This is a genomic window from Isoptericola sp. NPDC057391 (genome assembly GCF_042668085.1).
Lineage (GTDB): Bacteria > Actinomycetota > Actinomycetes > Actinomycetales > Cellulomonadaceae > Isoptericola.
This window is the reverse complement of the sequence record NZ_JBHVBO010000034.1, coordinates 1-26833: the sequence shown is the minus strand read 5'-3', so window position 1 is coordinate 26833 and position 26833 is coordinate 1. Positions and strand designations below refer to the sequence as shown.

The following is a 26833-nucleotide window of genomic DNA, read 5'->3' as shown; positions in this document are numbered from 1 at the left end:
GGCGCCTCCCGTGAGGCCCGCGCCGCCGGTGATGCTCGCGCCCCCGACCGCGGTGGCGCCGACCGTGCCCGACGCGGCCGAGCTGGTGCCCGCGACCGCACCGACGCCCACGCTCCCGGCGCTCCCCGCACCCACGGCGCCGCCGGCTCCCACGGCGCTCCCGGCCCCCACGCTCCCGGCCCCGACGCCCCCGGTCGCGACGGCCCCGCCGAGCGCACCGCCGAGCGCGCCACCGATGGGTAGCGCTCCCACGACAGCGAGGCCCGCGAGCCCGACGATCAGCGGGGCCACGACCGCCCGCATGCCGTGCGCGATGTCCCCGAGCTCGAGCACGAGGGACCGGCACTCCCCGCACGACTCGAGATGGGTGTCGACCTTCGTGACCTCGCGCCGGGCGAGGCCGCCGCGCACGTACGCCCCGAGCAGCGGGTTGACCACGCGGCACCCGTCGGTGGGCGCGTGCGTGAGGTGCTCCTGCAGGTAGCCGACCCGCAGCCCCTCGCGGGCCCGGTAGGCGAGCGCGGACACGCCGTTCGGCGTCAGGCCGAGGATCGGCGCCACCTCCGCCGGCGCGCGCCCCTCGATCTCCGTGTACCAGAGCACGGCCTGCCAGCGCTCCGGCAGCGCCTGGTAGGCGTTCTTCACGACGGAGTGCTCGAAGCCCTCGAACGTGGCGACGTCGGTGGCGTCCACGAGGCCGAGCGCGGCCTCGAACATCCCGTCGTCGGACGACGGGCGGGTGCGCTTCACGCCCCGCGCGAGGTCGGCGGCGAGGCGACGCACCACGGTGAGCAGGTAGGCCCGGAACGTGGCGTCGGGGCCGCCGCCGTGCTGCAGCACGTCGAGCACGCGGTGGAACGCCTCGGCCACGAGGTCGTCCGCGTCGACCGACGACCGGGCGTACTGCCGGGCCACGGCCCGCGCCGCCGGGACGTGCCGGGTGTAGAGGGCTCCGAACGCCTCGAGGTCTCCGCCACGCACGTCGAGGATCAGCTCGGCGTCGCTCCGCGCCGAGTCGTCCGACCCCACGTAGACGTCCGTCATGGCCGACCTCGCTCTGACTGTTGCGCGCCCGTACCGCGCAGACTCCCGTACTCTACGTGCTTCCCGGGGCGGCCCCAGGGGTGAAATTGCCCAGGATCACCGCAGGATTCCCGCAGCATTCCGTGCCTGGGGCAGCGGAGAGGGCTCTCCGAGGGTGACTTGCGGTGAAAGTGCCGGACAACTGCGTCATGATGGCTGCCCATGGCGGTCCCATCATCATGAACCGGTCCACGAGCGGGCCTCCGGACGCGCCCGAGCACGTCTCGGACGTGATCGACCGCTGGCGCGCGACGAGCCTCGCCGAGGTATGGCTGCGCCCCGACGACTGGTACCACCCCGCCGTCGACGCGCTCGTCGAGGCCTTCGACGAGGGTCGTTCCCCGCACGCGGCCGCCCACCGCCTCGGCGCCGCGCGCGGGCGGGCCGGCGTCGGCCTGGGCGAGACGCTGGACGACGTCGAGTGCCTGTACCGCTCCACCCACCAACCGCCGGACCCGGACGCGATCCGCGCGGTGGCCGTCGGGTGGGTGCGCGGCCGCGACGCCGAGCCGGCGCTGGGCGCGCTGCGCGACCCCGGCTCCGGCCTCCCGACGCGCGAGTACCTCGCCGAGCGGCTGCGGGAGACCTACGGCGCCGCCGTCGGCGCGGACCGGGGCGTGCCGGACACGCACTGCCTCGTCGTCGTCGACGTCGCGGTCGACGGCCTCGCCCCGTGGGACCGCGCCGCACGCTCCGCGACCGTCGGCCGCGCGCTCGAGCAGGTCTACGGGGAGGGGCACCCCATGGCCGCCCTCGCCGACGGTGTGTTCGCCGTCCTGTCCCGCCGGGACACCGACGTGCCGGACCTGGCCAAGGTCACCCGCAGCGTGGTGGAGCGCAACGCCGCGCTCATGGGTCTCGAGGACATGCTGAGGCGCCCCACCCGGGTGTGGGTGGAGCGCCTCCCGACGTCGCACGCCGCGGCCGCCGAGCTGCTGACGCAGCTGGCCCGCTAGCAGCCCGGCGGGCCCGCCGGCCGGGCGGGTGCCGCGTCAGTGCGGGGCGTACGTGAGGCAGTCGGCGTGGCTCTCGTCGTCGGGCCCGGGCCCCACGCGGATGGCCGAGGCCGCGCACTCGAGGTCGGTGTTGTGGACGCAGTCGCCGCGCTGGCAGGCGCCCACGTGGGCGACGACCTTCTCCAGGCCGCCCTTGGAGCTCAGCGGGATGAACGTGGCGCACGCCGCGTCGCCGCTGTGCCCCGCGATCGTCACCGCCCCGGCGTGGCAGCCGTGGTCGTGGTTGTAGCCGCAGCCCTCGACGGTGCACTCGGTGACCTCGGGCATCTCCATCAGCGTGCTCATGGTGCGCTCCTCGCCGCTCGACGCCGGCTCTCGCCGCCTTCGACCACGATATTCCTCTCACCACGGAAATGCACAGCGAATTCGACATTGAATTCACTGAGGAAAGCCTTACCAATTGCTCTATGAATTAGCGAAGAATTGCGTTGCGGAAAGACGTCAGCCGCGGCGGTGCGGGCGCCACAGCACCAGCGCACCTTCCTCGGCCTCGACGTCGGCCCGCTCCGCGCGGCGCACGCGCTGACCCCGGCGCACGACGACGACGTCGCCCGTCGTGCCGGCCGTGAACACCCGGCCGCCGGGCTGCACGGCGAGCGCCGCGAGCCGACCCTCGAGCTGGGCGACGTGCTCCTGCAGGTCGAGGATGCGCCGGATCCCGGCGAGGTTGATGCCCTCCACCTGTGCGAGGCGCTGCACCTCGAGCAGGCGCGCCACGTCGCGCTGGGAGTAGCGGCGGCCACGGCCGGCGGTCCGGCGCGGGGTGACCAGCCCGAGGCGGTCGTACTGCCGCAGCGTCTGAGGGTGCATGCCCGCGAGCCGGGCCGCCTGCGACACGGTCAGCACCGGCGCGTCCTCGGTGACCATCGCTACCTCCCTCGCCGCCGCCCGACGCCCCGGCGTCACTCCGCCGCGCGTTGCGCGAGACCCGCCCGCACGTCCTCGTGGTCGCTCTCGGCGGCGAACGCCTCGAGCGCCTCCTTCGCCTTCTTGCTGAGCTTCTGCGGCACGGCCACCTGGACCGTGACCAGCAGGTCGCCCTGCGTCTTCGCGGTCTTCACGCCGCGGCCCTTGACGCGCAGCACGCGCCCGGTGGGCGTGCCCGCGGGCACCTTGAGCCGCACGGTCTGGCCGTCGAGCGTCGGCACCTCGACCGTCGTGCCCAGCGCGGCCTCCGCGAACGTGACGGGCACCGTCATGCGCAGGTTCGCGCCGTCGAGCGTGAACACGGGGTGCGCCGCGACGTGCACGGTGACCACGAGGTCGCCGGCGTCGCCGCCGCCCGAGCCCGGGCGCCCCTTGCCGCGGATGCGCAGCTTGCGGCCGTCGTTCACCCCGGCGGGGATCTTCGTCTTGACCTTGCGGCCGTCCACCGTGAACTCCACGGTGGCGCCCTCCACCGCCGTGCGGAACGGCAGCGTGGTCTCGGCCGCGACGTCCGGGCCCTTCTGCGGCGTCGTGAAGCCGGCGCGCCGGCTGCCGCCGCGGAACCCGCCCTGGCCGCCGAGCATGGAGCTGAGGATGTCCTCGAAGCCCCCGCCGCGCGCGCCGCCCTGCGGGTACTGCTGGTAGCGCACGTTCGGGCCGGCACCGCCGCCGAACATGGAGCCGAAGACGTCCTCGAACCCGTTGCCGCCGCCGCCCGGGCCCGCCGCGAAGCGGGCGCCGCCGCCGGCCATGGCGCGCACGGCGTCGTACTGCTGGCGCTGCTCGGAGTCGGACAGCACGGCGTACGCCTCGCCGATCTCCTTGAACCTCGCCTCCGCCGACGCGTCGCCCGGGTTCTGGTCCGGGTGGTACTGGCGCGCGAGCTTGCGGTACGCCTTCTTGATGGCCGCGTCGTCCGCGTCCTTGGGGACGCCCAGAGCGGAGTAGAAGTCCTTCTCGATCCAGTCCTGACCTGTCACGACGCCCCCTTCCTGATCATGCTCGTGATCTCATCATCCTCGGTGTCGCGGTGCGACCTGCGCACCTGCCTTCGAGAACGGGATCTCTCGCGGCAACGGTGCCGATGACGCGAGAGATCCCGTTCTCGAACGCTGGCTACTCGGGCCCGACGACGCCCACGCGGGCGGCGCGGACGACCCGCTCGCCGATGCGGTACCCGGGCTCCACCACGAGGTTGATCGTCGTGGCGGTGGCGTCCGCGTCGGTGGAGTGCATGAGCGCCTCGTGCACGGTCGGGTCGAACTCCTCCCCGACGGCGCCGTAGCGCTCGATGCCGAACTTCGCCAGCGACGCGTCGAGCTTCTCCGCGATGGCCGCCATGGGCCCGCTCAGCTCGGCGTGCTGCTTGGCGCGCTCGATGTCGTCGAGCACCGGCAGCAGCGCGGCCAGCACGTCCTGCGTGCCCTGGGTCCGCGCCGCCTCCTGGTCGCGCAGCGACCGGTTGCGGTAGTTCGTGAACGACGCCCGCTCGCGCTGCAGCGCGTCCAGGTGCTCCGCCGCCTCGGCCTTGGCCTTGAGGACCTCGGCGCTCTCGGCGGCCTCGCCCTCGGGCTCGAAGTCGAGCGCCGCGAGCGGGTCGGAGCCCTCGGCCCCGCCCTGGTCGCCGGAGGCCCCGGAGGTCTCCCGGGCCTCACCCGACTCGGGGTCGACCTTGCGCTTGTCGGTGAACTGGAACGGGGTGTCCCCCGAGCCCTCCGGCTCGGGGGTCCCCTGCGTGTTCTCGTCCGTCACTTCTTGTCGTCCTCGTCGTCGACGATCTCGGCGTCGACCACGTCCTCGTCGGCCGCCGAGGACGGCTGCGAGGGCTCGCCCTCCGGCGCGTCGCCGGCGGGGGCGCTCTCGGCGCCCGCCTGCTGCTCCGTGGCGTAGAGCGCCTGGCCGATCTTCTGCGAGGACGCGCCGAGCTTCTCGTACGCGGCCTTCACGGCGTCGGCGTCCTCGCCCTCCAGGGCGGTCTTGACGCCGGCGATGTCCGCCTCGACCTCGGTCACGACCTCGGCGGGGAGCTTGTCGCGGTTGTCCGCGATCTGCTTCTCCATCGAGTACGCGAAGGCCTCGGCCTGGTTGCGGGTCTCGGCCTCCTCGCGACGCTTCTTGTCCTCGGCGGCGTGCTCCTCGGCGTCCTTCACCATGCGGTCGATGTCCTCCTTGGGGAGGGCCGACCCGCCGGTGATCTTCATCGACTGCTCGGTGCCCGTGCCGCGGTCCTTGGCGGACACGTGCACGATGCCGTTCGCGTCGATGTCGAAGGTGACCTCGATCTGCGGGACGCCGCGCGGCGCCGGGGCGATGCCGGTGAGCTCGAACGTGCCCAGCGGCTTGTTGTCGCGGGTGAACTCGCGCTCGCCCTGGAAGACCTGGATCGCCACGGACGGCTGGTTGTCCTCCGCCGTGGAGAAGATCTCGCTGCGCTTGGTCGGGATGGCCGTGTTGCGCTCGATGAGCTTGGTCATCACGCCGCCCTTGGTCTCGATGCCGAGGGACAGCGGGGTGACGTCGATGAGCAGCACGTCCTTGCGCTCGCCGCCGATGACGCCGGCCTGCAGGGCCGCGCCCACGGCGACGACCTCGTCCGGGTTGACGCCCTTGTTGGGCTCCTTGCCGCCGGTGAGCTCCTTGACGACCTCGGTCACGGCCGGCATGCGGGTGGAACCACCCACGAGCACGACGTGGTCGATGTCGGAGACCGAGATGCCGGCGTCGCGGATGACCGCGTGGAACGGCGCCTTGGTGCGGTCGATGAGGTCCTGCGTCATCTGCTGGAACTGCGCCCGCGTGAGCTTCTCGTCCAGGTGGACCGGACCGTTCTCGCTCATCGACAGGTACTGCATCGAGACGTTGGTGCTCGTCGCGGACGAGAGCTCCTTCTTGGCCTGCTCGGCCGCCTCGCGCAGACGCTGCAGGGCGATCTTGTCCTTGGACAGGTCGACGCCCTCGGTGTTCTTCACCTGCTTGATGAGGTGCTCGACGATGCGCTGGTCCCAGTCGTCGCCGCCGAGGCGGTTGTCGCCGGAGGTGGCGCGCACCTGGATGGTGGAGAAGTCGTCCTCGTCCTTGCCGACCTCGAGGAGCGAGACGTCGAACGTGCCGCCGCCCAGGTCGAAGACCAGGATGAGCTCGTCCTCCTTGCCCTTCTCCAGGCCGTAGGCGAGGGCCGCCGCGGTGGGCTCGTTGACGATGCGCGTCACGTTGAGGCCCGCGATCTGGCCGGCGTCCTTGGTCGCCTGGCGCTCGGCGTCGTTGAAGTACGCCGGGACGGTGATGACCGCGTCCGTGACGGGCTCGCCCAGGTACTCCTCGGCGTCGCGCTTGAGCTTGCCGAGCACGCGCGCGGAGATCTCCTGCGCGGTGTACTTCTTGTCGTCGATCTCGACCGACCAGTCGGTGCCCATGTGGCGCTTGACCGACGAGATGGTGCGGTCGACGTTGGTGACCGCCTGACGCTTGGCCACCTCACCGACGAGGACCTCGCCGGTCTTGGAGAACGCGACGACGGACGGCGTCGTGCGGGACCCCTCCGCGTTCGCGATGACGGTGGGCTCGCCGCCCTCCAGGACGGCGACCACCGAGTTGGTGGTACCCAGGTCGATACCGACTGCTCGAGCCATGTGTGCTGCCTCCATGCGTACGTCCGGGCGCCTGTGCGCCCGAGGTTGAGTCAACTGCACTCAACGTAAATCTCGGCGTCCCCGCCTCGCAAACCGCGGGCGCCAAAGTTGAGTCTGTATGGCTCAACCTTGCTCGGGGCGCCGATATTCCCGCAGGTGATCCCTGCTGTTCGCCGTGAGCGAACAGCAGGGCCGGCGCTCAGATCAGCTCGACGCCGTCGGCCTGCGGGCCCCGGTCGCTCTGGCGGATCGTGAACCGGACGCGGTCGCCCTCCTCCAGGAACTCGGCGTCCCGCACGACCGACACGTGCACGAACAGGTCGTCGCCCCCGGCGTCCGGGGTGATGAAGCCGAAGCCACGGTCCGCGTCGAAGCGCGCGACGGTGCCCTCGCCGCCGCGCACGCGCCCGCCGGACCCCGCCGGGCGGCCGGATCGGCCACGGTCCCGGTCGCGCCCCGTGCCGCGCGCGGCCCCGGAGCCGCGCACGAGGCGCACGTCACGGGCGTTCGGCCCCTTGTCGCCCTCGACGACGTCGTACGTCACGCGCGCCCCCTCGGACAGCGAGGTCAGCCCCGGGCCGAGCGCGTTGACGTGGACGAAGAGATCCCCGCCCCCCGAGTCGGGGGCGATGAAGCCGAAGCCCTTGGTGTCGTCGAACCAGGACACGGTGCCGTCCGCGCCGTCGGAGGCCGGCCGCGCCGCCTCCGCCGCGAGCGGCAGCAGGTGGTCGGCCTGCGGCCCCTTCTCCCCCTCGGCGACCAGGAACGCCACCCGTTGGCCCTCCGAGATCACGCCGCCCCCGACGATCGCCGAGCTGTGCACGAAGATCTCGGTGCGGCCGTCGTCGGGGGTGACGAAGCCGTAGCCCTTGGTCGGCTCGTACCAGTTCACGGTGCCGAGGACGCCCAGGGCCGCGTCGGCGGGCTGGTCGCCCGTGACCCGGACGCGGCGCGCCTGGGGGCCACGGTCACCCTCGCCCACCTCGAACTCGACGGCCTGCCCCTCACGGAGCTGCTTCGGACCGTCACCGCCGACGATCTCGGACGCGTGCACGAAGAGGTCCTCGGCCTCGTCCCCGAGGTCGATGAAGCCGAACCCTCGGTCGGCGTCGAACCATCGGACTGTTCCCTGGGGCACCCTGATACTCCTCGTCTCGGCAGCTGTTGCTGACCTCCAGTGTCGCGCGGAGGACGGCGACGGCGAGAATCGCCGGGTGACCCGCGACGCGACGCCCCCGCCCACCGCCCGGCTGCGGTTCCGCGCGATGGGCCCGGCAGACCTCGACGAGATGGCCGCGCTGCTCGGGGACCCGGACGTCATGGCGTACTACCCCGCCCCGAAGACGCGTGCGGAGGCGGCGGCGTGGATCGCCTGGAACCAGGAGAACTACGCCCGGCACGGCCACGGGCTGTGGATCCTCGAGACCCTCGACGGCGCGTTCGTCGGGGACTGCGGGCTCACCTGGCAGCGCGTCGGCGAGGACTTCCGGCTCGAGGTGGGCTACCACGTGCGGCGCGAGCTGCAGGGGCGTGGCTTCGCGACCGAGGCCGCCGCCGCGTGCCGCGACGTCGCCCGCGACGTCCTGGGGGCGCGCGAGCTCGTGGCGATCGTCCACCCGGACAACACGGCGTCCCGCCGGGTCGCGGAGAAGCTCGGCATGCGGCACGTCGCCGACGACACGACCGGCCCGGTCCCCGTCCGCACCGTGATGGGCATGGACCTGCGCGCCCGCACGTGACGCACGCGCGTCGTCCTGTGGTGGGATCGGCGCATGCGCCCTGAGACCGCCGAGGAGTACTACGCCCGCATCGCCGCCCGGACCGGCCCGGACGGGCGGCTGCCGGTCGCCGTCGAGGAGATGCCCGGCTGGGACATCTACCCCTACGAGACCGACTCGCTGCGGCTGAAGCCGCTGCGCCCGCTGGCCGACGCCGAGCCGCCCCGGAGCGGCGAGGACCCCGCGGACTGCTGGTGCGCGGGCGGGGCCGACGAGCGGGCCGCCAGGTTCGAGGGCTGGGTCTGGCGCAACGAGCGGTGGGTGCTCACCGCGGACCTCGCGCAGAGCCTGCCGGCGTTCCTCACCCTGGTTCCCGTCGCCACGCACTGTGACCTGCCGACGGTGCCCCCGGACCTCGCGGCGGAGATGGGGCAGCTGGTCGTCGCCGTCTCGGCGGCCGTCGAGGCGCTGCCGAGCGTGGGCCGCGTGCAGCTCGCCAAGTGGGGCGACGGCGGGGCGCACCTGCACCTGGCGTTCCTCGGCAGGCCCGCGCGCGTGCTCCAGTTCCGCGGCTCGCCGCTTCTGGACTGGGCGGAGAACCTGCCCGACGTCCCCGCCGACGTGCTGCGTGCCAACGCCGCCGCCGTGGCGGCGCACCTGGCGGCCGCCGTCGGCGGCGAGGTCGGGCTCGCCGCCGCGGGGTGACCGGCGTCAGAGCGTCTTGCGCATCTGCTGCGTGACGACGGCGTACCCGGCGGAGTCGTAGAGCGCGACGGCGGCGGCGTTGCGGCCGAAGACGTTCAGCTCCAGCGCCGTGGCGCCCGCCTGCCGGGCGGCGTCCTCCGTCGCCGTGAGGAGCGCCCGACCCAGGCCCTGGCCGCGCCGCGACTCGACGACCTCGATGTCGTACAGGAACGCGATCCCCGCCGTGGCGTGCGGCGGGTCCAGGGCCACCCAGCTGCGCCCCACCGGCTCCCCGTCGGCGTCGACGGCGACGTTGACGAGCATCCGCTCCGTGGCCGGCCCCTGCGGCAGGAGCCGGGCGGACTCCTCGCGGGCCCGACGCACCGCCCCCTCGTGCGGCCAGCGGCCCGCCGCCACCTGCTCGGCCGCGTAGTCCGCCGCCAGGGCGTCCTGCCACTCGTCGAACTCGGCCGGGGTCATCGGGCGCAGCGTCACCGTCGTCATGTCGCGATGCTGGCACGTTCCCGCGTCGTGCGGGCTGCCGCGCTCAGTCGTCGACCGGCTCCCCGGTCGGGTCGTGCGCGACGACGGCGTCGAGCAGCTCGCCGCCGACGGGCTCGCGCTGCCAGTCGACCAGCCGCCAGCCGGAGGCCGGGTCGCCCTCGACCTCGATGAGGCCGGTGTTGGCGAGCGGCGTGTGCGCCAGCTCCTCGACGTCGAGGCCGCGGACGCGCGCGCCGGACCACGACCGGATGGCGGCGCCGTGCGAGACGGCGAGGACGGCCTCGTGCCCGTCGGACGCGAGCGCCGCGACGGCGTCGTCGAACCGGGCGAGGAACGCGTCGCCGTCGGGCCCGCCGGGCATGCGCCGCGACCGGTCGCCGCGCGACCAGGCGAACACGGTCTCGAGGTAGGTGTGGTGGTCGGCGAGGTCGGAGGACATCTCGAGGGCGCCGGCCTCGACCTCGCGCAGCCCGTCGAGCACGGTGGGGCGCAGGGCCCGGGCGGCGGCCAGGGGGCCGGCGGTGTCCGAGGTCCGCACCAGCGTCGACACCGCGAGCGCGTCGATCCGCCGCCCCTCCAGCGCGGCCGGGACGGCGGCGGCCTGCTGCTCGCCCAGCGGGGTCAGCCGGGGCCCGGGGGCGCCGGTGTCGAGCAGGCCCGCCACGTTCGAAGGGGTCTGGCCGTGTCGCAGCAGGAGGAGACGCATGCCCCTAGCCTGCGGCATCGGCCCCCGCCCGGACGACCGCCGCCCCGCACGGCGCCGTCGGGCCCGGGACGACGGTCCGGCGCTCGCAGCCGCCATGCCGCCCCCAGGCCGACGACGGCGGCCGCGACCTGCACGACGCCCGTCGCGACCAGCGCGGGCCCCGCGCCGACCCACCCGATGACCGCGCCGCCCACGAGCAGCCCGAGCGAGGCGCCGCCCGAGTGCAGCACCGTCTCCGCGGTGAACGCGGCCCGCCGCGCGGGGCCGGAGGTCCGCTCGCTGATCAGCGCGTTGAGCGCGGCGATCCCGAACGGCGTCGCGAGGCCGCCGACGGCGGACACGAGCGCGACGCCCGCCACGCTCGGCACCACCACGGGGAGCGCCGCGAACGACAGCCCCAGCACCGCCCAGGTGCCGACCGCGGTCGCGAGCCGCGGCAGCCGGTCGACGACCAGCGGCGCGGCCAGCGACGCCGCGACCGACGTCGCCCCGTAGCCGCTCATCCCCGCCGCGATCAGCGCGCCGGGCATCCCGTGCTCCACGCCGAGCACGGCCAGCCCGAGGCTGAAGCCGAACCAGCACACCCCGCCGACGCCCGCCGCGACGATCCCCACCGCGACCTGCGGGTGGCCGCGCAGGACGGCGAGCACCGGCGTCGGCCCGGCGTCGCCCCGGCCGGTCGTGCGGCCGCCCGCCCGCGGCACGCCCAGCATCGCCGCGGCCCCGACGAGGACGACGGCAGCCTGGCACCACAGCAGCGGCTCCGCGCCCCACGCCACGACCAGCCACGCGCCCAGCGGTGGCGCGAAGATCATCGAGACCCGGTGGGCGAGGTCCTGCCACGCGAGCCAGCGCGCGGCGGTACCGCCCGCACCGTCGGCTCCGGCCGCGCCGTCGTGCCGCCCCGCGTCGGCGAGGTCGGCGACGAGCGCGCGCTCGGCGGGCCCGAGCAACGGGCCCGCGACGCCCGTCACGAGGCCGGAGGCGCACAGGCTGACCGCGCCCACCTGCCCGGCGAGGGCAGCGACCGGCACGATCGCGAGGCCGGCGACCTGCACCAGCATGACGACGGCGAGCGCCCGCCCGGACACCAGCCGCTCGCGCAGACCGCGCCCCCACCAGCCGACCGACAGCAGCGGCAGCCCGGACATCCCGCCCACGAGCCCGGTGGCCCACGCCTCCCCCGTCTCGGCGAGCGCCACGAGCGGCAGCGCGACGGCGGTGACCCGCGCACCCACCCAGGTGAGGAAGGTGATCGCGGTGAGGATCAGGAGGGGTCGACGCATGCCTCGATCCTCGGCAGCCGCGGCCGCCGCCGGTAGACGGCGGCGCGCACGCCTCGCTCATACGCTGGCGGCATGACCTCCCGTCTGACCGTGGACGACCTGCAGCTGGCCGAGGCGGTCGCGCGGCACGGCTCCGTGGGCGCCGCGGCCCGCGAGCTGCTCGTCGCGCAGCCGTCCGCGAGCCGCCGCCTGTCCGCCCTGGAGCGCCGCCTCGGCACACCGCTCTTCGACCGCGACACCACCGGTGCCCGGCCCACCCCGGCCGGTCGCGAGCTCGCCCGCCTGGCCGCGGGCCTGCTCGCCGACCTGGACGCCCTGCCCGACCAGGTGCTCGCCGCCGTCGCCGCGCCCACCCTGTCCGTCGGCACCATCCAGGCCCTCAGCCCGATGGTGCTCACCGCCGTCGAGCTCGAGCTGCCCGAGGTCACGATCCTCCCCGAGGTCGACCACGGCCCGAACCTCGTACGGCAGGTGCACGAGGGCACCCTGGACGCCGCGATCGTCACCGTCGCGGAGCAGATCGTGGTGCCGCGCGGCCTGCAGCGCACCCCGCTGGGCGAGTCGCCGCGGGTCGTCGTGCTGCCCGACGGCGCGGCCCCGCTCGCCGCCGGGAGCCGCCCGTTCGCGGGGCGCACGGTCGTGTACAGCCTCATCGACCTAGCGGGCGAGACCACCCACCGGCGCCTGTCCGCGCTGGGCGCCGTGCCGCGCCGCGGGCCGACCACCGAGGCCACGCTGCGCATCGCGCGCGAGCTGGGCTGCCCGGCCCTGATGCCCGAGCTCACCGCCCGCTGGTACGCCGCGCCCGGCGACCGGATCGTGCCGTCGCCGGTGCCCGGCACGGTGCGGGTCACGCTCGTCACCGGCACCCCGCGGCCCGCCGTCCTGGCCGACGCCCTGCCCCGGATCACGGCCCGGGTGCTGGGCACCGCTGCCGTGGAGCGGGCGGACGCTCAGCGCAGCCGGTAGCGGCGCTCGGGGCGCCCCGCGGTGCCGTAGTTGAGGCGCACCGCGGCGCGCCCCGTCGTCGCGAAGTGCTCCAGGTAGCGGCGGGCGCTGACGCGGCTGACGCCGACGGCGTCGGCGCACTCGGTGGCGCTGAGCTCGGCGCCGTCCGCGAGCGCGGCGAGCACGGCGTCGGCGGTCTCCTGGCTGAGGCCCTTGGGCAGGGGCTCGCGCGGCGTCGCCTGCGGCGTACGGGCGAAGACGGCGTCGATGTCCGCCTGGATGTCGGCCGGGCTGCCCGCCGCGCCGTCGTCGTCCAGCCCCTCCAGGGCGGCCCGGGAGCGGCGGAACTCCTGGAGCCGCGCGGTGAGGTCCTCGGAGGCGAACGGCTTGACGAGGTAGTGCGCCGCCCCGCCCGCCGCGGCGGCGCGCACGGTGTCGGCCTCGCGGGCCGCGGTGATGACGACGACGCCGAGGTCGTTCCCCGCGGCGCGCAGGCGCCGCAGCACCTCGATGCCGCTCATGTCGGGCAGGTGCACGTCCAGCAGCACGAGGTCGGGACTCAGGGCCTCGACGGCGGCGAGCGCGTCGGCGCCGGAGTGCGCCTCGCCGACCACCCGGAACCCCAGGACCCGCTCCACGAAGCGGCGGTGGATGGACGCGACCATGAAGTCGTCCTCCACCACCAGCACGTCGAGGCTCACGCCTGCTGCACCCCCTGATCGGTTCGTCCGGCCCCCGCGACCGACTGCGGCAGCCGTGCGATGAACACGGCCCCCTGGTGGTCGCCGCCGCCCTCGCGGGCGCCGCCATTGTGCACCGTCACCCGCCCGCCGCGGCGCTGCGCCAGCACGTGCACCAGGGCGAGGCCCACCCCGCGGCCGGTCGCGCCGTGCGGCTTGGTGCTCCAGCCGCGCCGGAAGATCGCGTCGGCCTGCTCGGGCGGCACGCCGCGCCCGGTGTCCGCGACCTCGACGAGGACGTCGCGCGCGGGCCCGTCCAGCGCCAGGCGCACCCGGACCATCGCCTGGCGGGTCACGCCCTGGGCGTCCGGCCCGGCGGCCCACGCCGCGGCGTCGACGGCGTTGTCCACGAGGTTGCCGAGCACGGTGCCCACGTCCGCGGACAGGTCGGGGTCGAGGCGCGGCAGCGCGCTGCCCGGGTCGACGACGAGCTCCACGTGCCGCTCGTCCGCGAGCGTCGCCTTGGCGATGAGCAGCGCCGCCACTGCCGGGTCGGCGACCCGCGTCGTCACGACGTCGCTGAGGTCCGCGCGCCGCCGGGTGAGCCGCTCCACGAACCGCCCCACCTCGTCGTACTCCCCCAGCTCGATGAGCCCCGAGACGGTGTGCAGCTGGTTGCTGAACTCGTGCGTCTGCGCGCGCAGCGTCTCGGTGACGCTCTCGCGGGCGTGCAGCTCGCTCTGCAGCGCCAGCAGCTCGGTGCGGTCGCGCAGCGTGGTCACCGTGCCCGCGGGGCGGCCGTCGTGCAGCACGCGGCGGCGGTTGAGCACCAGCACCGTGTCGCCCGCGACGAGGACGGCGTCGTGCACCTCGTCGGTGCCGCGCAGCAGGTCCAGGACGGCGGGGTCGAGCCCCAGGTCCGCCAGCGGGCGGCCGGTCGGGTCGGGCGCATCGCCGGGGATCGCCAGCAGCTCGCGCGCGCTGTCGCTCATCAGGCTCACGCGGCCGTCGTCGCCCACGACGACGACCCCCTCGCGGATCGAGCGCAGCACGCCCTCGCGGTGGTCCGCGAGCGCCGCGATCTGCGCCGGCTCGAGGCCGCGCGTGCGCCGCTTGACCAGCCGCGCGAGCAGCCACGACCCGGCCGCCGCGAGCGCGGTGCCGATGCCGAGCACGACGAGCACGTCGCCGCCGGCGTCGGAGAGCCGCTCGGTCAGCGGCGGGTAGGGGTCGGCCAGCACGACGACGGCCACCGGCTCGGGCGCCCGCGGCTGCGGCACCGGGTCGCTGCCGCCGTAGACCGGCACCCACGCCGCGATCGAGCGCCCTGCCACGTCCGCGACGTCGCCGCTGCCGGCACGCGTCGCGGCGTCGTCGGGCAGGTCGAGCAGCTCGCCCGTGCGGGTCGGGTCCGTGGCGACGAGGATCCGACCCTCGGGGTCGGTGAGGTAGGCGTTGCGGGCGTCGACGTAGGCCGCGCGGGTCTGCAGGTAGAACGCCAGCGCCTGGGTGTCGGGGGCCTCGGCGGCGAGCGTCGCCTGCACAGCGGGGATGCCGGCCAACCCCTCCGCCGCCACCTCGAGGCGGTCCGCCCGGTCGTCGCGGAACGCGGCGTCGGCCTGCCCGAGGAAGACGACGGCGGCCGCGGCGACGACGACGAGCAGCACGGCGAGCTGCAGCGCCAGCACCTGGCCGCCGAGCGTGAGGTGGCGCCGGGAGCCCCGCGAACGTCGTGACCGCAAGTTCCACAACCTCCTTTGGTTGCCCAATGATGACGCGCCCCGCCCGCGCCTGTGACGATCTCACCCGGGGCACAGCCGCCCCGCAGCACCGACAGTCTGGAGTACCCAGTGTCGACGACGACATCCCGCCGACGACGAGGCCTGCGCGCCGCCGTCGCCGTCACCCTCGCCGCGACCCTCGTGGCGGTCTCCGCCGCGTGCGGCGTCACCCGCGGCGACGACTCGACCGACCTCGACATGTGGATCCCCAACAGCCCGGGCGGCGGCTACGACCAGACCGGCCGCGCCGCCGTCGGCGTCCTGGACCGCGACGGCATCACCGGCGGCGACATCCAGGTCACCAACATCCTCGGCGCGGGCGGATCGGTCGCCATGTCGCGGCTCATGGGCGAGGCGGGCAACGAGCGGCTCCTGATGACGCTCGGGCTCGGCGTGGTCGGGTCCACGTACTCGTTCGGCGTCGACGCCCGCCCGCACGACGCGACCCCGATCGCCCAGCTCATCGAGGAGCAGGAGGGCGTGCTGGTCCCCGCCGACTCGCCGTTCGAGACCATCGACGACCTGGTCGCCGCGTGGCAGGACGACCCGGGCTCCGTGGTGGTGGGCGGCGGGTCGTCGCCCGGCGGCCCCGACCACCTGTTCCCGATGCAGCTCGCCAAGGCGACCGGCGTCGACCCGAAGGACGTGCGGTACGTGTCCTACGACGGCGGCGGCCCACTCACCAGCGCCCTGCTGGGCAACAAGATCCAGGTCGGGTTCTCCGGCCTCGCCGAGTTCGAGGGGCAGATCGAGGCGGGCGAGCTGCGCGTGCTCGCCGTCTCCGGCGAGGAGCGCGTGGCCGGGGACGTCCTCGCCGACGTCCCGACCCTCACCGAGTCCGGCATCGACCTCGTCTTCACCAACTGGCGCGGCGTCGTCGCCCCGCCGGGCATCAGCGACGAGGCGCGCGACCGGCTCATCGACTACCTCACCCGCATGCACGACTCGCCCGAGTGGGAGAAGGCCCTCGCCGACAACGGCTGGACCGACGCCTTCACCACCGGCGACGACTTCGAGCAGTTCCTGCGCGAGCAGGACGAGCGGGTGTCGACCACCCTGAAGGAGCTGAACCTGCTGTGAGCCCCGACCCCGGAACGCGCACCGAGGAGACGCCCGCGACGCCGGCGTCGCCGCGTGTCGACGCCGCCCAGTACGGGCTGGCGGCCGTGCTGCTCGTCGTCGGCGCCTACACCGTCTACGACGCCGCGACCCTGGAGGTCGGGTTCGCGGACCCCGTGGGCCCGCGCATCTTCCCGTTCGTCATCGGCGCCGGGCTCGCCGTGACGAGCGTCCTGCTGGCGGTCGCGACGGCGCGCGGCTCTCGCCCCGAGCCGGAGGCGGGCGAGGACGTCGACGTCACGACCCCGGCCGACTGGCCCACGGTGGTGAAGCTGGTCGGCGTCATCCTGCTCACCATCGCCACCGTGAGCTGGCTCGGCTGGGCGCTCGCCGGCGCGATCCTGTTCGCCGGCGCGGCGTGGGCGCTGGGCAGCCGCACGGTGATCCGCGACGTGCTGGTGGGCCTCGTGCTCGCCGTGGCGAGCTGGTACGGCTTCGTCGTCGGGCTGGGCATCCCGCTCACCCCCGGCGTCCTCGACGGGATCCTGTGAGGCTCTGATGGACAACCTCGGACTGCTGGCCGACGGCCTCGCCGCCGCCCTCACCCCCATGAACCTCCTGTACGCCGCGGTGGGCGTGCTGCTCGGCACGTTCGTCGGCGTCCTGCCCGGCATCGGGCCGGCGATGGCGATCGCGCTGCTGCTGCCCGTGACGTTCGGGCTGGAGCCCACGCAGGCGTTCATCATGTTCGCCGGCCTGTACTACGGCGGCATGTACGGCGGGTCGACGACGTCGATCCTGCTCAACACCCCCGGCGAGTCGGCATCCGTGATGACGGCGCTGGAGGGCAACCTCATGGCCCGCGTCGGGCGGGGTGCGCAGGCGCTGGCGACGGCGGCCGTGGGCTCGTTCGTCGCCGGCACGATCGGCACGCTGCTGGTCGCGATGTTCGCGCCGGCGCTGGCCGACGTCGCGGTCGAGATCGGCGCGCCGTCCTACTTCGCGCTCATGGTGCTGGCGCTGGTCATGACGGCCACCGTGCTGGGCGCGAGCCCGCTGCGCGGTCTGCTCTCCCTGTTCGTGGGCCTGACCATCGGCCTGGTCGGGCTGGACCTCAACACCGGGCAGCCGCGCCTGACGTTCGGCGTCACGCAGCTCGTGGACCGCCTCGACATCGTGGTGGTGGCCGTCGGCATCTTCGCGCTCGGCGAGGCCCTGTGGGTCGCGGCGCACCTGCGCCGCAAGCCCGCGCGCGTCGTGCCCGTCGGGCAGCCGTGGCTGGGCCGCGAGGACCTGCGCCGCTCCTGGAAGCCGTGGCTGCGCGGCACCGCGTACGGCTTCCCCTTCGGCGCGCTGCCCGCCGGCGGCGCGGAGCTGCCGACCTTCCTGTCGTACGTCACCGAGCGCAGCCTGGCGAAGCGCGGCGTGGCCAGGCGGCGCGCGGACGCCAAGGACGAGTTCGGCCAGGGCGCCATCGAGGGCGTCGCCGGGCCGGAGGCCGCGAACAACGCGTCGGCCGCGGGCATGCTCGTGCCGATGCTGGCGCTCGGCCTGCCCGTGACGGCGACGGCGTCGGTCATGCTGTCCGCGCTGCAGGGGTACGGCATCCAGCCCGGGCCGCAGCTCATGACCGAGCACGCGGACATGGTGTGGACGCTGCTGGCGAGCCTGCTGATCGGCAACCTGCTGCTGCTGGTGCTGAACCTGCCGCTGGCGCCGCTGTGGGCCAAGCTGCTGCGCATCCCGCGGCCCCAGCTGTACGCGGGCATCCTGTTCTTCGCCTGCCTGGGCGCCTACGCCACCAACCTCGACCCGTTCGACATCGCCCTGCTGCTGGTGTTCGGCCTGCTCGGGATGGCGATGCGCCGGTTCGGGCTGCCCGTGCTGCCGCTCATCCTCGGCGTCATCCTCGGCCCGCTCATGGAGACCAAGCTGCGCGAGGCGCTCACCATCTCCGGCGGCGACCCGGACATCCTGTGGAGCGAGCCGCTGGCCGTCGTCATCTACGCGGTGCTGGCGCTGGTCCTGCTGACCCGGCCGCTGCTGTCGCGGTGGCGGTCGCGGACCGAGTCGCGGATCGTCGCCGAGGCCGAGGACGCCGAGGCCGAGACGGAAGGAGCCGTCCGATGACGGAGCACGAGACCTCCCCCGCCGCCGGGTGGGTCGTGGTGGCCTGGACGCCCGACGAGTTCGGCGACGCAGCGCTGGAGCACGCGATCGCCTGGGCCCGCGAGGGCGGGCGCGGAGTCGCCGTCGTGAACGGCACGCGCGGCGACGCCCTCGTGGACGAGCGGTTCGCCGCCCCCTCAGGCCTGGCCGACCTCGCGGAGCGGCTGCGCGGCACCGGGCTGCCGCACGTCGTGCGGCAGGAGATGGGGCGCGACGTCGCGGAGCAGGTGCTGGACGTCGCCGCGGAGCTGTCCGCGCGGCTCGTCGTGGTGGGGCTGCGGCACCGCAGCCCCGTGGGCAAGTTGCTCATGGGCTCCGTCGCCCAGCGCATCCTGCTCACCGCCGAGTGCCCCGTGCTCGCCGTGAAGCCCGGCGAGCGACCCGCCTGACGACCGAACTCGCGTGTAAGTCGCCGCCCGGCCGGGACACTACGTCATGTGAGCACCCCCGACGACGTCCCCGACGGCGCTGCCGCGCGGCGCGAACGGCTGTCCGCGCTGTGGGGCGCGGACGCCGTCCGCGTCCAGGCGTACCTGTGGCGGCACACCGACCCGGACACCGCGCAGGACGTGCTCTCCGAGACGTTCCTCGTCGCGTGGCGCCGCCTCGACGACGTGCCCGAGCCGGCGCTGCCGTGGCTGCTGGTGGTGGCCCGCAACCTCGTGCGCAACGCGCACCGCGCCGCCCGGCGCCGGCGCACCCTCGCCGACGAGCTCGCCGCCCTCGCGGCCTCCGCGCCGCTGCCGGAGGCCGCCCCGGAAGCCCTCGCCGTCGAGCGCGACGCCCTGCTGCGCGGCCTCGCCCGCCTCGGCGAGCGCGAGCGGGAGGCGAACCTCCTGGTCGCGTGGGACGGCCTCGCGCCGTCCGCCGCCGCCGACGTCGCCGGGTGCAGCACCGCGACGTTCCAGGTCCGCCTCCACCGCGCCCGACGGCGGCTGGCCGGCTACGCCGACGGCACCCTCGACGCGCCCGGCACCGCCGCGACCACCGCACTCCGCTCCGCCGCGTCCTCCAGGAGGTCCGCATGAGCACCGCAGGCAGCCCCACGAGCATCGACGAGCGGCTCGCCCGTCTCGCCCCCGCCGCGTCACCCGACCCGGAGCGGCTCGCCGCCGCCCGCGCGGTGCTCGACGAGGCCCTCGACGGGACCGGGCCGTCCCGCAGCCGACGCGTCGGTGACGCGCACGTGCTCGACCTCGACGCCGCCCGTGCCCACCGTCACGACGACACGAACGGTGACGCCGCGCTCCCCCTGATCGACGACGACGTCGTCGTACCGCTCGTCCGGGGCCGTACCGCCCGCGAGCGCCGACGGCGACGGGTGCAGCTCGGTGCGGCCGCCGCCGGTGTCGTCGGCATCGTCGCCGTCGGGCTGGTGCTGGCGCCACGACCCGCGCCCGGCCCCGCGTCGCCGGCGGACTCGTGCGCCTCGAGCCTCACGGCGTCGGCGGTGCCCGACGGGCTCGACCTCGACCCGGCCTGGGCGCCGCTCGCCCACGAGACCGTCGGCGGGGCCGACCTGACGATGCTGCGGTCGCCGGCCACGGGCATGACCGGCTTCTGCTCGTACACGAGCGGCGGCGGGGGCACGACGTCGACGAGCACGCTGTGGACCACGCCGGCGCCGGAGGCGGAGGACGGTGAGGTCACGTTCGGCGGGGTGGCGCACGACGACTGGTACGTCGCCTGGGGGGACGTCGGCGCCGACGCCAGTGCCGTCCGGCTCGAGGTGGAACCGCCGCGCGACACCGCTTCTCCCGGCTCCGTGCTCGTCGTCGATGCGGTCCGGGACGGCGCCGGCTGGACCGTCATGATGCCCGGCGATCGCATACCGGCAGACGCCCGCGTGTCGCTCCGCTGGCGGGAGCACGGGGTCGAGCGGTCGCTGGCGCTGGACAGCGCCTGGCCGGAGGACGGCGGGCCGGTCACGGCGCTCACCGACCAGCGACGCACTGCCTGCGTCCCCGGCTGGCGCGGCAACGAGACCACCGTCGAGGACCGGCGCGGAGAGCACGGCGTCACGATGGTCCCGGACCGTGCGAGCGGGTGGTTCACGGCCTGCGTGCAGGAGGCCGCGCCCCCGTACACGCCGCTGGTCACCTCGGGCGGCGAGCTCCCTGCCGAGGAACCGGCCTCGGACGAGGCCGTCGCCGTCAGCGGGAGCGGGGGCGGCGGTGCGGGGCAGCTCGTCGGCGTCGCTGGCGACGGCGTCGCCCGGGTGGAGGTGCGGACCGCGGACGGCACCCGTCTCGTCGCGCTGGTGTCGGACGGCTACTGGGTGGCATGGAGTGCCGACCTCGTCGTCCCGACGACTCCGGGAGAGGCGGACGAGGGACCCTGGGACGGTGCCACGATGGCCTGGTACGACGCCGACGGCGAGCCTCTCGGCCAGGCCCCGGTCTTTCCCTGAGAGTGACCGCACCAGCGTCCTGCGTGGGGCGGGCGAGCCGCGCGCGGCGGAGCGCTAACCTGCCCGGATGCCGCGCACCGCACCGCGCCTCGACCCGTTGTCCCCGCGCCAGCGCGACCTGCTGTCCACGTGGCTGCCCGGCCTCGTCGTCGAGGACGACATGAGCTGGGGCCTCGTGGAGACGACCGTGCTCCGCGTGGCCGCGGGCGGGCGGACGCTGGTCGTCAAGGCCGGCGGCGAGCGGGACCACCACATCGCGCGGGAGGTCCGGGCGCACCGGGAGTGGACCGGCCCCTGGCTCGCCGCGGACCGGGTCGGGCGTCTGGTGCACGCCGACGTCGACGCCCGCCTGCTCGTCACGACCTACCAGCCGGGACGGCTCGTCCAGGACGACGACGCGGCGGTCGCCGACCCGCGCACCTACGAGCAGGCGGGGCGGCTGCTGGCCGCCCTGCACGGGCAGCTCGCCGTCGAGGACGACGGCTACGAGGCCAGGGCGAACGCGAGGGCCGAGCGGTGGCTCGCCGGGGAGCACCGCATCGCCCCGGCGGACGTGGAGCGCCTGCGCACGCTGATCCGCTCCTGGCCCACCCCTCCCGCCGTCGTCGTCCCGACGCACGGCGACTGGCAGGCACGCAACTGGCTGGTGGACGACGGCGGCACGGTGCGCGTCATCGACCTCGGCCGCGCCGAGCTGCGGCCGGCGATGAGCGACCTCGACCGGCTCGCGTCGCGGGAGTTCCGCCGGTACCCGGGCGCCGAGGAGGCGTTCCTCGCCGGGTACGGGCACGACCCGCGTGAGCCGGGGGCGTGGTCCCGGTCCCGGGTGCGCGAGGCGATCGGGACGGCCTGCTGGGCGTACCAGGTGGGCGACGACGCGTTCGAGGCGCAGGGCCACCGCCTCGTCTCGGAGGCGCTGAACGGCACCGGCGGCGCCCGCCCGGCGAGCCCCTGACCAGGCCGGACGGGCGCCACGGCAGCTCATTGCGGCGCGGCGAGGCGCTCCTCCCACGGCAGCAGGGTGACCGGGTGCGGCGGGTGGTCGGACGCCCGCAAGGTCAGGTCCACGACGGCGGCGCGCACGCGCGCCCAGTCGGCGTCGCCGCCCGAGCCGCCCGGACCGTCCGGACCCTGCGCCACCTCGAGGATCTGCCGCAGCACCAGGACGGCGCGCGCCCGGTCGACCCGGGCGGCGGTCTCGGGCCGGGTGGCGGCACGCACGACCTGGGCGGCGAGGGCCTCGCCGCGCGACCCGGGCTCCAGGGGCTCCGACGTCGCCAGGCGCACCGGCACCGGGGCCCCGCGCAACGACCAGCGCGTGCCGGACGGCTCGTGCGCCACGATGCGCGTCGGCCCTCGCAGCAGCGACGCCACCAGCAGCGCGACGGCGACCAGCACCGTCACCCCGGCACCCGTCAGCACCCAGCCGGCCACCCGGGGACCGGACACGTCCGTGAGCATCAGCACCCCGAGCCACACGACCCAGACGGTGGCGCACCCGAGCGCCACGAGCGCGAAGATCAGGAGCGCGGAGGCGTCCCCGGGGCGTCGGCGTCGAGTGCTCATACCCCTCAGTTGCCGGCAGGGGGTCGATCGCTACAGCGTCGTTCTGACGGCCGATGACGACCCGACGTCCCCGCGCGGCCCGATCAGGACGTCGCCCACACCCCCAGCTCGTTGCCGCTGGGGTCGAGGAAGTGGAAGCGGCGGCCTCCGGGGAACTCGTACGGACCCTCGACCACCCGGCCGCCCGCGGCCGCCACGCCGGCCAGCGTGGCGTCGAGGTCGTCGGAGTACAGCAGCACGAACGGGCCGCCGCGGGTGACGTCGGAGGCCTCGGCGAGGCGCAGCCCGCCCGCCTCCGCCGGCGCCTGCTCCGCCGCCGTGCGGATGCCCGCGTACCCCGGGCCGTAGGGGACGAACTCCCAGCCGAAGGCCGCGGCGTAGAACTCCTGGGCCGCCGCGAGGTCGGTCACCGGCAGCTCGAGGTAGTCGATGGTGTGGTGGACGCCGTGCGCGTGCTCCGTCATCCCGGCAGCATGGCGCGCCCCTCCGACACCCGCCGTGCGCGTCGCGCGACGGCGAGGCGTCCGGCTCCCGCGGCCACCAGCCCGGCGACCACGAGGACCGCCAGCATGCCCGGCCACGCCCACAGCCCGACCACGATCGACGCCGCGAACGCCAGGAACCCGCCGAGGCCGGCGAGGACCGCGGCCCGCCACGGGGGTGCGACGGCCGCGTCGTCGAGCACCCGCTCCAGGACGATCCCGACCGGGAGGCCGACGACCCAGACGACCACGGCCGCCACCATCCACATGATCAGGCCGACGGCACCGGCCGCGGTCGCCCAGCTCACCCCCTCGTCGCCCCTGGCGCCAAGGACGGCGGTCACGAGAAGACCCACGACCGCCGCCACGAGGACCAGCGCGAGCAGGATCGCGCTGGCCCACGCGCACGTCCCGGCGACGACGCCCGTCGCCCGCGACCACGGCCCGTCGCCGCCGAAGCGCCACACCCTGGCCTGCTGTTCCCCGGTCACGCCCGCACCTGCCGCGCGAGCCGGACGACGTCGTCCACGACCGACCGCACGCCGGGCACGCCCGCGAGCCGGACGAGCCTCGCGAGCAGCGGCGCCGCGCCGTCGACGAGGGCCCGCGTCCTGCGCTGCCCCGGCGAGCCGTCGTGCACCCAGAAGAGGGTCACGCCCAGCCATGCCAGCCAGAGCAGGGACGGCAGCTCGTCACGGAGCACGGCGGGGACCCGCGTCGACGAACCCTCCACCGCCTGCGCGTGCAGGCCCTGGCTGAGCTGCGCCGTCGTGCGGGAGGCCGTGGAGAACGGGCTCTCGGCGGCGCCGGGCCGGATCGCGACGGCGACGAGCTCGGCGCCCAGGTCGTGCGACGGCTCGAACGCGTCGAGGCCGGCGTGCCAGAGCGCGCGCAGCCGCGGCCCGAGGCCGGAGACACCGTCCAGCGCGACGGCCGCGCGCCGGGCGTGGTCCTCGTTGACGTCGACGTACAGCTCCTGGACCAGGTCGGCCTTGGACCCGAACCAGTAGTACGCGACGCCGGTCGCGACGCCCGCCTCCGCCGCGATCGCCCGCATGGTGGTCGACGCGAACCCCCGCTCGCGGAACAGCCTCAGGGCGGTGCGCCGGACGACCTCGCGGGTCGACTCCTCGGGCCCCGTCATCGGACGGGCACGATCGGGCAGCCGTGCCTGAACACGTTCAGTCTGAACATGTTCAGATTCCATCACACCTGCGCGGCGGCCGGTAGAGTCGCCCGATGCTCAGCACCCTGCGCCGCGCACTCGCCGGCACGTACTGGCGGCTCAGCCGCTGGACCCTGCGCAGCGAGCCCACCCCGGCCCGGGCGGGCGTGCTGGTGGGCGCGCCGCACACGTCCAACTGGGACTTCGTGCTCATGCTCGCCATCGCGTGGCGGCTCGGGCTGGACGTGCGCTGGCTGGGCAAGCACACCCTGTTCGCCGGCTGGCGCGGGCCGCTCATGCGCGCGCTCGGCGGCATCCCCGTGGACCGTCGCGACCCCAGCCGCGTGGTCGACGACGTGCTCGCCCACGTGCGGGCGGGCGAGGTGTTCCACCTCGTCGTCACGCCCGAGGGCACCCGCTCGGGCGCCGGGTGGAAGTCGGGCTTCTACCGCATCGCCCGTGCCGCGGACCTGCCGGTGACGCTCGGGTACGTCGACCGCACCACGATGACGACCGGCCTCGGCCCCACCCTCCGCCTCACCGGCGACGTGCGCGCCGACATGGACGTCATCCGCGCGTTCTACGCCGACAAGGCGGGCCTGCGCCCGGCGCTGCGCACCGAGCCGCGACTGGCCGACGAGGACCGGCCCGGCTGACACCCGAGCCGGCCGCTGCGACGTCCCCGGCCCGCGTCAGCCGCGCGCCACGTGGTCGTAGGCGCCGGCCGCGAGGTCCTCGACCAGGGTCGGCCCGACAGGCTCCCAGCCCAGTCGTGCGCGGGTGATCGCGCTCGACGCGACGGCGTCCATGCCCCAGAACCGGCTCAGCCAGCCGAAGTGCTCGGGAGCGTCGGCCGGGTCGACGGAGACGGCGGGCACCCCGACGGCGCGGCCGATCGCTTCCGCGATCTCCCGGGAGGACACACCCTCCTCGGCGACGGCGTGCACCGCGGAGCCCGCGGGGGCCTTGTCGACCGCGAGGGCGACGAGCCGCCCGGCGTCGTCGACGTGGACGGCGGGCCACCGGCTCGACCCGTCGCCGACGTAGCCGGAGACGCCCCGCTCGCGCGCGATCTGCGTCAGCACGGCCGTGAACCCGTGGTCGCCGACCCCGTGCACGGTGGCCGAGAACCGCAGCGCCACCGACCGCACGCCCCGGTCGGCGGCGTCCAGGGCCAGCCCCTCGGAGCCGCCGCGCGGCGCGTCCGGGCCGGAGAACGCGGAGGCGTCGTTCTCGGTCATCACGACGCCCGGGGCCCCGATCAGGCCGGACGCGAGCAGGAGCGCGCGGCCGCTGCCCGCCAGCTCGTCGACGAAGACCTCGACGGCGGCGCGCTCGGTGCGACCCGCGCCGACGTAGTCGTCGAAGTCGTGCTTGAAGGCCAGGTGCACGACGGCGTCGGCGTCCTTGGCGCCGGCGCGGAGGCTCTCCAGGTCGTCGAGCCCGCCGCGGTGGACGGTGGCGCCCAGGGCCTCGACCCGGCGGGCGGAGTCGTCCGAGTAGCCGAGGCCGACGACGTCGTGCCCGGCGGCGAGCAGGTGAGGAACGGTGTGGGAGCCGATCCAGCCGGAGGCTCCGGTGACGAACACGCGCATGGGTTCTCCTCTCGGCCCGCGAGGCGCAGGCCAGGTGATGTCAGTTGCTGACATCAATCACGCTACACCTGATGTCAGGGACTGTCATCACTAGACTGTCCGGCATGGCCCGATGGGAACCCGACGCGCGCGGGCGCATGACGCGCGCCGCGCTCGACCTCTACGCCGAGCAGGGGTTCGAGCAGACCACGACCGCGCAGATCGCCGAGCGCGCCGGCGTCACCGAGCGCACGTACTTCCGGCACTTCGCCGACAAGCGCGAGGTGCTGTTCGACGGCTCCCACGAGCTCGAGGCAGCCATCGCGGCCGCGATCGCCGCCGCGCCCGGCGCGGCCGACCCGTTCGACGTCGTCGGCGAGGCCGTCGCCACCGCGGTCGCGGTCCTCGACGAGCGCCGCGAGTTCGCCGCCCGCCGCGCCGCCGTCATCGCCGCGACCCCGCGCCTGCAGGAGCGCGAGCTCCTCAAGCTCGCCGCGCTGCGCGACGCCGCGGCGAAGGCCGTGCGGGGTCGCGGCGTCCCGGAGCCCGACGCCTCGATGATCGCCGAGGCCGGTGCGGCGGCGTTCCGCGTCGGGTTCGAGGCCTGGATCGCCTCCGGGCAGGAGCGCCCGGTCGCCGACGAGGTGCGGGCCGCGGTCGCGGCCCTGCGCGCCCGGGCCCGCGGCTAGGCTCGCCGTCGTGCCCGACACCGGAACGACCAGCCCGTTCACCGCTGACCTGCCGGCCGGGGTCTCCCTCCGGCTGCTGCACCGCGACGACGGCCCGGCCCTCGCCGCCGCGTACATCCGCAACCGGGACCACCTCGAGCCCTGGGAGCCGGCCCGTCCGGAGCAGTTCTTCGAGGCCAGCTATCACGCCGAGCGCATCCCGGTGGAGCTGCTCGCGCACGGCTCGGGCCGAGCGGTGCCGCTCGTGCTCGAGCGCGGCGGCGAGATCGTCGGCCGCGTGAACCTGTCGGACATCGTGCTCGGGGCGTTCCGCAACACCCACCTCGGCTACTGGGTCGACGCGTCGCTCACCGGGCGCGGCGTCATGACCGCGGCGGTCGAGGCTGCCTGCGCGCACGCCCGCGACGACCTCGGCCTGCACCGTGTCCAGGCGGCGACGCTGCTGCACAACGCGGCGTCACAGAAGGTGCTCGCGCGCACCGGGTTCGAGCGGATCGGCACCGCGCCGTCCTACCTCCGGATCGCCGGCCGCTGGCAGGACCACGCCCTCTTCCAGCGCATCCTCCACGACGACTGAGCCAGCGGCGTCAGGGTCCACGGCGGCAGGGTCCACGGCCGCGGAACGCCGCCGCCGGCGCACGACGAGCGCGGCCACCCCGGCGGCCGCCGCCAGCACCAGCACGACGACGCCGGCCCCGGCGGCGGTCGAGAGCCCCGAGCGGTCGGACGCCGCGCCCGCCTGCGCGGCCGCGGCCAG

31 protein-coding genes are annotated in these 26833 nt (G+C 75.2%); 14 read left to right on the top strand and 17 right to left on the bottom strand.

Going from position 1 to position 26833, the window contains the following annotated elements; all coding sequences use genetic code 11:
* The coding region (locus ACFUVW_RS07270; protein ID WP_430570657.1) for a sigma-70 family RNA polymerase sigma factor at positions 1 to 1044 on the bottom strand (1044 nt) is incomplete at its 3' end.
* Between the two features lie 218 nt (positions 1045 to 1262).
* Between ACFUVW_RS07270 and ACFUVW_RS07265 the strand changes: the two genes are divergently transcribed.
* Positions 1263 to 2039, top strand: coding sequence for a hypothetical protein (locus tag ACFUVW_RS07265; protein ID WP_430570656.1), 777 nt, complete (start codon positions 1263 to 1265; stop codon positions 2037 to 2039).
* Positions 2040 to 2075: 36 nt separating this feature from the next.
* Here ACFUVW_RS07265 and ACFUVW_RS07260 read toward each other — a convergent pair whose 3' ends face one another.
* The 6 genes from ACFUVW_RS07260 to ACFUVW_RS07235 all read right to left on the bottom strand — a co-directional run bounded on the left by ACFUVW_RS07260 (position 2076) and on the right by ACFUVW_RS07235 (position 7793).
* Positions 2076 to 2384, bottom strand: a complete 309-nt coding sequence (locus tag ACFUVW_RS07260; protein WP_430570655.1) for a DUF1540 domain-containing protein — start codon at positions 2382 to 2384, stop codon at positions 2076 to 2078.
* A gap of 156 nt (positions 2385 to 2540) precedes the next feature.
* Entirely contained in the window at positions 2541 to 2966 is a 426-nt protein-coding gene (locus ACFUVW_RS07255; RefSeq protein ID WP_430570654.1) for a heat shock protein transcriptional repressor HspR, read from the bottom strand.
* A 35-nt stretch (positions 2967 to 3001) separates the two neighbouring features.
* Entirely contained in the window at positions 3002 to 4006 is a 1005-nt protein-coding gene (locus tag ACFUVW_RS07250; protein ID WP_430570653.1) for a DnaJ C-terminal domain-containing protein, read from the bottom strand.
* 136 nt (positions 4007 to 4142) lie between these two features.
* Positions 4143 to 4778 carry a nucleotide exchange factor GrpE gene (gene grpE / locus ACFUVW_RS07245; protein WP_430570652.1) on the bottom strand — a complete coding sequence of 212 codons (636 nt, stop codon included), beginning with the start codon at positions 4776 to 4778 and terminating at the stop codon, positions 4143 to 4145.
* Positions 4775 to 6655: a molecular chaperone DnaK gene (gene dnaK / locus ACFUVW_RS07240; protein WP_430570651.1), complete on the bottom strand. Its 1881-nt coding sequence runs from the start codon at positions 6653 to 6655 to the stop codon at positions 4775 to 4777. The genes grpE and dnaK overlap by 4 nt, the downstream gene beginning before the upstream one ends.
* Before the next feature lie 199 nt (positions 6656 to 6854).
* On the bottom strand, positions 6855 to 7793 hold the full coding sequence (locus ACFUVW_RS07235) for a cold-shock protein (protein ID WP_430570650.1): 939 nt from the start codon (positions 7791 to 7793) through the stop codon (positions 6855 to 6857).
* A gap of 76 nt (positions 7794 to 7869) precedes the next feature.
* Between ACFUVW_RS07235 and ACFUVW_RS07230 the strand changes: the two genes are divergently transcribed.
* Positions 7870 to 8394 (top strand): GNAT family N-acetyltransferase, encoded by a 525-nt coding sequence (locus ACFUVW_RS07230; RefSeq protein WP_430570649.1) that lies wholly within the window; start codon positions 7870 to 7872, stop codon positions 8392 to 8394.
* 33 nt (positions 8395 to 8427) lie between these two features.
* Positions 8428 to 9078: a hypothetical protein gene (locus tag ACFUVW_RS07225; RefSeq protein ID WP_430570648.1), complete on the top strand. Its 651-nt coding sequence runs from the start codon at positions 8428 to 8430 to the stop codon at positions 9076 to 9078.
* A gap of 6 nt (positions 9079 to 9084) precedes the next feature.
* On the opposite strand, the gene ACFUVW_RS07220 is transcribed toward ACFUVW_RS07225, so the two are convergent.
* The 3 genes from ACFUVW_RS07220 to ACFUVW_RS07210 are packed head-to-tail and all read right to left on the bottom strand — an operon-like array spanning position 9085 to position 11553.
* Positions 9085 to 9561, bottom strand: coding sequence for a GNAT family N-acetyltransferase (locus ACFUVW_RS07220; RefSeq protein WP_430570647.1), 477 nt, complete (start codon positions 9559 to 9561; stop codon positions 9085 to 9087).
* Positions 9562 to 9604: 43 nt separating this feature from the next.
* Positions 9605 to 10267, bottom strand: coding sequence for a histidine phosphatase family protein (locus ACFUVW_RS07215; protein WP_430570646.1), 663 nt, complete (start codon positions 10265 to 10267; stop codon positions 9605 to 9607).
* On the bottom strand, positions 10183 to 11553 hold the full coding sequence (locus ACFUVW_RS07210) for an MFS transporter (protein WP_430570645.1): 1371 nt from the start codon (positions 11551 to 11553) through the stop codon (positions 10183 to 10185). The genes ACFUVW_RS07215 and ACFUVW_RS07210 overlap by 85 nt, the downstream gene beginning before the upstream one ends.
* 72 nt (positions 11554 to 11625) lie before the next feature.
* On the opposite strand from ACFUVW_RS07210, the gene ACFUVW_RS07205 reads away from it, so the two are divergent.
* Positions 11626 to 12522, top strand: coding sequence for a LysR family transcriptional regulator (locus tag ACFUVW_RS07205; RefSeq protein WP_430570644.1), 897 nt, complete (start codon positions 11626 to 11628; stop codon positions 12520 to 12522).
* On the opposite strand, the gene ACFUVW_RS07200 is transcribed toward ACFUVW_RS07205, so the two are convergent.
* Together ACFUVW_RS07200 and ACFUVW_RS07195 are read right to left on the bottom strand one after the other, a co-directional pair.
* A complete protein-coding gene (locus ACFUVW_RS07200) occupies positions 12507 to 13202 on the bottom strand; it encodes a response regulator (RefSeq protein WP_430570643.1) in 696 nt (231 codons plus the stop codon). The genes ACFUVW_RS07205 and ACFUVW_RS07200 overlap by 16 nt on opposite strands.
* Positions 13199 to 14923 (bottom strand): sensor histidine kinase, encoded by a 1725-nt coding sequence (locus ACFUVW_RS07195; protein ID WP_430570642.1) that lies wholly within the window; start codon positions 14921 to 14923, stop codon positions 13199 to 13201. Before ACFUVW_RS07195 ends, ACFUVW_RS07200 begins: the two co-directional genes overlap by 4 nt.
* 108 nt (positions 14924 to 15031) lie before the next feature.
* Between ACFUVW_RS07195 and ACFUVW_RS07190 the strand changes: the two genes are divergently transcribed.
* From ACFUVW_RS07190 to ACFUVW_RS07160, 7 genes are all read left to right on the top strand, one after another.
* Positions 15032 to 16042 (top strand): Bug family tripartite tricarboxylate transporter substrate binding protein, encoded by a 1011-nt coding sequence (locus ACFUVW_RS07190; protein ID WP_430570641.1) that lies wholly within the window; start codon positions 15032 to 15034, stop codon positions 16040 to 16042.
* The gene (locus tag ACFUVW_RS07185; protein ID WP_430570640.1) at positions 16039 to 16572 is read left to right on the top strand and encodes a tripartite tricarboxylate transporter TctB family protein; all 534 of its coding nucleotides are present in this window, start codon (positions 16039 to 16041) and stop codon (positions 16570 to 16572) included. The genes ACFUVW_RS07190 and ACFUVW_RS07185 overlap by 4 nt, the downstream gene beginning before the upstream one ends.
* A 7-nt stretch (positions 16573 to 16579) precedes the next feature.
* Entirely contained in the window at positions 16580 to 18151 is a 1572-nt protein-coding gene (locus ACFUVW_RS07180) for a tripartite tricarboxylate transporter permease (protein WP_430570639.1), read from the top strand.
* A complete protein-coding gene (locus tag ACFUVW_RS07175) occupies positions 18148 to 18579 on the top strand; it encodes a universal stress protein (protein ID WP_430570638.1) in 432 nt (143 codons plus the stop codon). Before ACFUVW_RS07180 ends, ACFUVW_RS07175 begins: the two co-directional genes overlap by 4 nt.
* A 48-nt stretch (positions 18580 to 18627) precedes the next feature.
* On the top strand, positions 18628 to 19218 hold the full coding sequence (locus ACFUVW_RS07170) for an RNA polymerase sigma factor (protein ID WP_430570637.1): 591 nt from the start codon (positions 18628 to 18630) through the stop codon (positions 19216 to 19218).
* Positions 19215 to 20600: a hypothetical protein gene (locus ACFUVW_RS07165; protein WP_430570636.1), complete on the top strand. Its 1386-nt coding sequence runs from the start codon at positions 19215 to 19217 to the stop codon at positions 20598 to 20600. The genes ACFUVW_RS07170 and ACFUVW_RS07165 overlap by 4 nt, the downstream gene beginning before the upstream one ends.
* 67 nt (positions 20601 to 20667) lie before the next feature.
* Complete coding sequence (locus ACFUVW_RS07160) at positions 20668 to 21555, top strand: aminoglycoside phosphotransferase family protein (RefSeq protein WP_430570635.1); 888 nt, start codon at positions 20668 to 20670, stop codon at positions 21553 to 21555.
* Positions 21556 to 21581: 26 nt separating this feature from the next.
* Here ACFUVW_RS07160 and ACFUVW_RS07155 read toward each other — a convergent pair whose 3' ends face one another.
* From ACFUVW_RS07155 to ACFUVW_RS07140, 4 genes are all read right to left on the bottom strand, one after another.
* A complete protein-coding gene (locus tag ACFUVW_RS07155; protein ID WP_430570634.1) occupies positions 21582 to 22166 on the bottom strand; it encodes a hypothetical protein in 585 nt (194 codons plus the stop codon).
* An 83-nt stretch (positions 22167 to 22249) separates the two neighbouring features.
* Positions 22250 to 22630, bottom strand: coding sequence for a VOC family protein (locus tag ACFUVW_RS07150; protein ID WP_430570633.1), 381 nt, complete (start codon positions 22628 to 22630; stop codon positions 22250 to 22252).
* A complete protein-coding gene (locus tag ACFUVW_RS07145; RefSeq protein ID WP_430570632.1) occupies positions 22627 to 23139 on the bottom strand; it encodes a hypothetical protein in 513 nt (170 codons plus the stop codon). The genes ACFUVW_RS07150 and ACFUVW_RS07145 overlap by 4 nt, the downstream gene beginning before the upstream one ends.
* The gene (locus ACFUVW_RS07140) at positions 23136 to 23792 is read right to left on the bottom strand and encodes a TetR family transcriptional regulator (RefSeq protein ID WP_430570631.1); all 657 of its coding nucleotides are present in this window, start codon (positions 23790 to 23792) and stop codon (positions 23136 to 23138) included. Before ACFUVW_RS07140 ends, ACFUVW_RS07145 begins: the two co-directional genes overlap by 4 nt.
* A 95-nt stretch (positions 23793 to 23887) precedes the next feature.
* Between ACFUVW_RS07140 and ACFUVW_RS07135 the strand changes: the two genes are divergently transcribed.
* Positions 23888 to 24469: a 1-acyl-sn-glycerol-3-phosphate acyltransferase gene (locus ACFUVW_RS07135; protein WP_430570630.1), complete on the top strand. Its 582-nt coding sequence runs from the start codon at positions 23888 to 23890 to the stop codon at positions 24467 to 24469.
* 36 nt (positions 24470 to 24505) lie between these two features.
* Here the strand turns inward: ACFUVW_RS07135 and ACFUVW_RS07130 are convergent, their stop codons facing one another.
* On the bottom strand, positions 24506 to 25408 hold the full coding sequence (locus tag ACFUVW_RS07130; RefSeq protein WP_430570629.1) for an SDR family oxidoreductase: 903 nt from the start codon (positions 25406 to 25408) through the stop codon (positions 24506 to 24508).
* 104 nt (positions 25409 to 25512) lie between these two features.
* On the opposite strand from ACFUVW_RS07130, the gene ACFUVW_RS07125 reads away from it, so the two are divergent.
* Both ACFUVW_RS07125 and ACFUVW_RS07120 read left to right on the top strand, forming a co-directional pair.
* Entirely contained in the window at positions 25513 to 26076 is a 564-nt protein-coding gene (locus ACFUVW_RS07125; RefSeq protein WP_430570628.1) for a TetR/AcrR family transcriptional regulator, read from the top strand.
* Positions 26077 to 26086: 10 nt separating this feature from the next.
* Entirely contained in the window at positions 26087 to 26653 is a 567-nt protein-coding gene (locus ACFUVW_RS07120) for a GNAT family N-acetyltransferase (RefSeq protein WP_430570627.1), read from the top strand.
* Positions 26654 to 26833 lie beyond the last annotated feature (180 nt).